The organism is Streptomyces sp. NPDC059456 (assembly GCF_042750055.1).
Classification (GTDB): domain Bacteria; phylum Actinomycetota; class Actinomycetes; order Streptomycetales; family Streptomycetaceae; genus Streptomyces.
In genome coordinates, this window is sequence record NZ_JBHYVA010000578.1 from 1 (window position 1) to 5,583 (window position 5,583).

The following is a 5,583-nucleotide window of genomic DNA, read 5'->3' on the forward strand; positions in this document are numbered from 1 at the left end:
TTTTTTTTTTAGCGTGGTGGGGGGGGCGGGGTCTGTCCCGGGGGCTACACCACCACCCCCCCCTCGTCTGTGGGTGGCCCCCCCCCCCCCCCCCCACCCTCGGACGGGAGCCGGCGATGAAACTGACGGTGTTCGGAGCCACGGGCGGTGTCGGGCGCGAGGTCGTACGACAGGCCCTCGACGCGGGCCACGAGGTGACGGCGGTGGTCCGCGACCCCGCGCGGCTGGACGTACCGGCGCACGCACGCCTCCGGGTGGCCGTGGTGCGCGATCTGACGGACGAGGAGGCGCTGTTCCCCGTCCTGACGGGCCGGGCGGCGGTGATCTCCGCGCTCGGCGCGGCGAGCAACAAGCAGGCCCGGCTCGCACCGGTCACCGGCCCGGCGGTACGGGCCATCGTGTCGGCGATGGACCGGGCGGGCGTGCGGCGCTTCGCGGCGGTGAGCGCGGCCCCCCTCGGACCGGACGTCGAGGGCGACGGGGTCATCGCCCGGAAGGTCTTCCTCCCGGTGCTGCGGTGGGCCCTGCGCGACCTGTACGCGGACCTGGAGGTCATGGAGGCGGCGATCCGGGCGAGCGGCACCCGGTGGACGGTGGTCCGCCCGCCGCGGCTGCTGGACAAACCGCGCACCGGGAACTACCGCCGGGTCATCGGCGCCAACGTCCCGGGCGGCCGGACCATCTCGCGCGCGGACGTCGCCGACGCCCTGCTGGCCTCCTTGACGGACCCGGCGACGGCGGGCCACGCGGTGGGCGTGGCCGCCTGACCCCCCGGCCGCGCCCCGGCCGGCGGCCCCCACGGGGGTGGGACCACCGGCCGGCGGCGGGCACCGGCCGGTGGCGGGCGTCAGGCCTTGCGGGCCCGGGCCGTGGCCTTCTTCGCCGGGGCCGCCTTCTTCGCCGCCGCGGTCTTCTTGGCCGCCGCGGTCTTCTTCGCGGGGGCGGCCTTCGTGGCGGTGGTGGCCTTCTTGGCGGTGGTGGCCTTCCCCGCCGGGGCGGCGTCCAGTGCCGCGTCCGAGATCCGCTCCGCACCGAGGATGTCCCGCAGGAACTTGCCGGTGTGGCTCGCACCCACCGAGGCGACCTGCTCCGGCGTGCCCTCGGCGACCACCAGGCCGCCTCCGTACCCGCCCTCGGGGCCCATGTCGATGACCCAGTCCGCGGTCTTGACGACGTCCAGGTTGTGCTCGATGACGATCACCGAGTTGCCCTTGTCCACCAGCCCCGACAGCACCTTGATCAGCTTCGAGATGTCCTCGAAGTGCAGACCCGTCGTCGGCTCGTCCAGGACGTACACCGTCCGGCCCGTCGACCGCTTCTGCAGCTCCGACGCCAGCTTCACGCGCTGCGCCTCACCGCCCGACAGCGTCGGCGCCGACTGGCCGAGCCGGACGTACCCGAGACCCACCTCGTTCAGCGTCTTCAGGTGCCGCGCGATCGTCGGCACGGCCTCGAAGAAGCCCAGCGCCTCCTCGATCGGCATGTTCAGGACTTCGGCGATGGACTTGCCCTTGTAGTGGACCTCCAGCGTCTCCCGGTTGTACCGGTCGCCGTGGCAGACCTCGCACGGGACGTACACGTCCGGCAGGAAGTTCATCTCGATCTTGATCGTGCCGTCGCCGGAGCAGTTCTCGCACCGGCCGCCCTTGACGTTGAAGGAGAAGCGGCCCGGCAGGTAGCCGCGCACCTTCGCCTCCATCGTCTCCGCGAACAGCTTGCGCACGTGGTCGAAGACGCCCGTGTACGTCGCCGGGTTGGACCTCGGGGTCCGGCCGATCGGCGACTGGTCGACGTGCACGACCTTGTCGACGAGGTCGTCGCCGTCGACCCGCGTGTGGCGGCCCGGCACCGACCGGGCGCCGTTGAGCTCGCGCGCCAGGTGCGTGTACAGGATGTCGTTGACCAGCGTCGACTTGCCGGAACCCGAGACGCCCGTCACCGCGGTGAGCACGCCGAGCGGGAAGGAGACGTCGATGTCCCGCAGGTTGTTCTCCTTGGCGCCGTGCACGGTCAGCTTCCGCTCCCCGTTCACGGGCCGGCGGATGTCCGGCACCGGGATGGACCGCTTCCCGGACAGGTACTGCCCGGTCATCGAGTCGCCGTTCTTCAGCAGCTCCTTCAGTGAGCCGCTGTGCACGACCTTGCCGCCGTGCTCGCCGGCGCCCGGGCCGATGTCCACGACCCAGTCGGCCACCTTGATGGTGTCCTCGTCGTGTTCGACGACGATCAGGGTGTTGCCCATGTCCCGCAGCCGCACCAGCGTCTCGATCAGCCGGTGGTTGTCCCGCTGGTGCAGGCCGATCGACGGCTCGTCGAGCACGTACAGCACGCCGACCAGGCCGGAGCCGATCTGCGTGGCGAGGCGGATGCGCTGGGCCTCGCCGCCCGAGAGGGTGCCGGCGGCACGGTTGAGCGACAGGTAGTCCAGGCCGACGTCGACGAGGAAGCGGAGCCGCTCGTTGACCTCCTTCAGGACCCGCTCGGCGATCTTCTTGTCGCGGGCGTCGAGCCGCATCCGCCCCAGGAAGTCCGCGCACTCGCTGATCGACATGGCGGCGACCTCGGCGATGGACTTGTCCATCACCGTCACCGCGAGCACGATCGGCTTGAGCCGGGTGCCCTCACAGGTCGGGCAGGGCACCTCGCGCATGTAGCCCTCGAAGCGCTCTCGGCTGGCGTCGCTCTCGGACTCCGAGTGCCGGCGCTTGACGAACGGGACGGCGCCCTCGAAGGCCGTCGTGTAGGCGCGCTCGCGCCCGTACCGGTTGCGGTAGCGGACCTCGATCTGCGTCTTGTGCCCGTACAGCAGGGCCTTCTTCGCCCGCTGCGGCAGCCCGGCCCACGGGATGTCCGTGCGGAAGCCCAGCTCGCCGGCGAGTGCGCCGACCAGCCGCTGGAAGTAGTCCTTGGTGTGGCCGAGGGACCACGGGGAGACCGCGCCCTCGTCCAGGGACTTGTCCTCGTCGGGGACGATCAGCTCCGGGTCCACTTCCATGCGCGTACCGATGCCGGTGCACTCGGGGCAGGCGCCGAAGGGCGAGTTGAAGGAGAAGGAGCGCGGCTCCAGCTCCTCGAAGGACAGGTCGTCGTACGGGCAGTAGAGGTGCTCGGAGTACATCCGCTCGCGCTCGGGGTCGTCCTCGGCGAGGTCGACGAAGTCCAGGATCACCATGCCGCCGGAGAGTCCGAGGGCGGTCTCCACGGAGTCGGTGAGCCGGCGCTTGGCGCTCTCCTTGACGGTGAGGCGGTCGATGACCACCTCGATGGTGTGCTTCTCCTGCTTCTTCAGCGTGGGCGGCTCGGAGAGCTGGATGGTCTCCCCGTCCACCCGCGCCCGGCTGTAGCCCTTCGTCTGGAGGTCGGAGAACAGGTCGACGAACTCGCCCTTGCGCTCGCGCACCAGCGGCGACAGCACCTGGAAGCGGCTGCCCTCGGGGAGGGCGAGGACCTTGTCGACGATCGCCTGCGGCGACTGGCGCGAGATGGGGCGGCGGCACTCGGGGCAGTGGGGCTTGCCGATGCGCGCGAACAGCAGGCGCAGGTAGTCGTAGACCTCGGTGATGGTGCCGACCGTCGAACGCGGGTTGCGCGAGGTCGACTTCTGGTCGATCGAGACGGCCGGGGAGAGGCCCTCGATGAAGTCCACGTCGGGCTTGTCCATCTGCCCGAGGAACTGGCGGGCGTACGACGAGAGCGACTCGACGTAGCGGCGCTGGCCCTCGGCGAAGATCGTGTCGAAGGCCAGGGAGGACTTGCCCGACCCGGAGAGTCCGGTGAAGACGATGAGTGAGTCGCGGGGCAGGTCGAGCGAGACGTTCTTGAGGTTGTGCTCGCGAGCGCCACGAACGATGAGACGGTCGGTCACGCCGGTCCGCACCTTTCTTGAGAGAAGCGGGGGCACGAGCCCCGGACTGTCCAGGGTATGGGGGGCGCCTCTGCGATGGAGAAGAGCTAGGACTTCGAGCGTATAGCACGCGCATTCGATTTACGGCACTCCGCAGACGGGTTCACCCGTTCGTGTGGCCGGGGTCCCCCGGCACTAGGCTCGGACCCATGACTGATCATGTGCACGACCTGCAATCTGTACGTGAAGCCACGGACCGACTGCTGACCGCGGTCGCGAAACTGGACAACGCCGCCCTCGCCGGGGAGTCACACCTCCCCGGCTGGACCCGCGGCCATGTGCTGGCCCACCTGGCGCGCAACGCCGACGCCCTCGTCAACGTCTTCGCGGGCCGCCCGATGTACGAGAGCGCCGAGGCCCGCGACCGCGACATCGAGCGCGACGCCCCGCGCACCCTGGACGTCCAGCTCGCCGACCTGCGCGAGACCCACGCCGGCTTCCTGGCGCAGACCGGACGGGACCAGGACTGGTCGCGCACCGTCGAGCTGCGCAACGGCGTCACGGACCTCGCCGCCAACGTGCCCTTCCGTCGCCTCGTCGAGGTCGAGCTGCACCACTTCGACCTGAACATCGGCTACGAGCTCTCCGACCTCCCGGACGAGTTCACCGCCCGCGAGATCGCCTTCCTCGCCGACCGCTGGTCCGGTCGCCCGGAGGTCCCCCCGGTCACCCTCCAGGTCGAGGGCGACGGCAACGGCTCCACGTGGCACACCGGCGGCGGCGAGGGCGGCCCGGTCACCCTGGTCGGCACCGGGGCCGAGCTGCTCGGCTGGCTGGCCGGGCGCTCGGACAAGGGCGCGCACCTCACCGTCGTCGGCGGCCTCCTCCCGGCCCTTCCCCCGCTCTAGGATCGACACATGACGTACAGCGGAGCAGTCAAGGTCGGCGGTCCGGCCGACGTGCACGAACTCCCGGACCTGATGATTTCCAAGGTCGCGGTGGGCCCCATGGACAACAACGCGTACCTGCTGCGCTGCCGGGCCACCGACGAGCAGCTGCTGATCGACGCGGCCGCCGAGCCGGAGACCCTGCTGCACCTGATCGGCGGCGACGGCATCGCGTCCGTCGTCACCACCCACCGGCACGGGGACCACTGGGGCGCGCTCCAGGCCGTGGTCGAGGCGACCGGCGCGCGCACCTACGCGGGCGCCGACGACGTCGAGGGCATCCCGGTGGCGACCGACGTGCCCGTGGCGGACGGGGACGCGATCCGGGTCGGCCGGGTCACCCTGACCGCCCGCCACCTGGTCGGACACACCCCGGGCTCGATCGCGCTGATCTACGACGACCCGCACGGGCACCCGCACGTGTTCACCGGCGACTGCCTCTTCCCCGGCGGCGTCGGCAACACCGGCGGCGACCCGAAGGCCTTCGCCAGCCTCATCGACGACGTGCAGCACAAGCTCTTCGAGCAGCTGCCGGACGAGGCCTGGGTCTACCCGGGGCACGGCAACGACACCACGCTCGGCGCGGAGCGGCCGCACCTGGCCGAATGGCGCGAGCGCGGCTGGTAACGCGCGCCCGGTCCCGGTCAACACCATGACAGGAAGCACTCCTTCCGGTCGAAGATGACCGAACGCACGTCCTGGGGGTGTGGGGCGGGGTAGTTGCTGCACCATGCAACAAAACCCCACCCCCCCCCCCCCCCCCCCCCCCGGGGCCCCCCCCCCCCCCCCGCG

The 5,583-nt window shown here is 71.1% G+C and carries 4 protein-coding genes; 3 read left to right on the top strand and 1 reads right to left on the bottom strand.

Annotated elements, in window-relative coordinates:
* Window positions 1-116 precede the first annotated feature (116 nt).
* Window positions 117-767, top strand: coding sequence for an NAD(P)-dependent oxidoreductase (locus tag ACFXA3_RS33840; protein ID WP_385193223.1), 651 nt, complete (start codon window positions 117-119; stop codon window positions 765-767).
* Window positions 768-847: 80 nt separating this feature from the next.
* On the opposite strand, the gene uvrA is transcribed toward ACFXA3_RS33840, so the two are convergent.
* The gene (gene uvrA / locus ACFXA3_RS33845) at window positions 848-3,865 is read right to left on the bottom strand and encodes an excinuclease ABC subunit UvrA (protein ID WP_385193225.1); all 3,018 of its coding nucleotides are present in this window, start codon (window positions 3,863-3,865) and stop codon (window positions 848-850) included.
* Between the two features lie 188 nt (window positions 3,866-4,053).
* Between uvrA and ACFXA3_RS33850 the strand changes: the two genes are divergently transcribed.
* Window positions 4,054-4,752 carry a maleylpyruvate isomerase family mycothiol-dependent enzyme gene (locus ACFXA3_RS33850; protein ID WP_385193227.1) on the top strand — a complete coding sequence of 233 codons (699 nt, stop codon included), beginning with the start codon at window positions 4,054-4,056 and terminating at the stop codon, window positions 4,750-4,752.
* A 9-nt stretch (window positions 4,753-4,761) separates the two neighbouring features.
* Window positions 4,762-5,418 carry an MBL fold metallo-hydrolase gene (locus tag ACFXA3_RS33855; RefSeq protein WP_385193229.1) on the top strand — a complete coding sequence of 219 codons (657 nt, stop codon included), beginning with the start codon at window positions 4,762-4,764 and terminating at the stop codon, window positions 5,416-5,418.
* Window positions 5,419-5,583: the final 165 nt, after the last annotated feature.

Excerpts from the sequence above, each read along its gene's own strand:
- ACFXA3_RS33840 (WP_385193223.1), top strand. The coding sequence starts at position 117 with ATGAAACTGACGGTGTTCGGAGCCACGGGCGGTGTCGGGCGCGAGGTC.
- ACFXA3_RS33850 (WP_385193227.1), top strand. The coding sequence starts at position 4,054 with ATGACTGATCATGTGCACGACCTGCAATCTGTACGTGAAGCCACGGAC.
- ACFXA3_RS33855 (WP_385193229.1), top strand. The coding sequence starts at position 4,762 with ATGACGTACAGCGGAGCAGTCAAGGTCGGCGGTCCGGCCGACGTGCAC.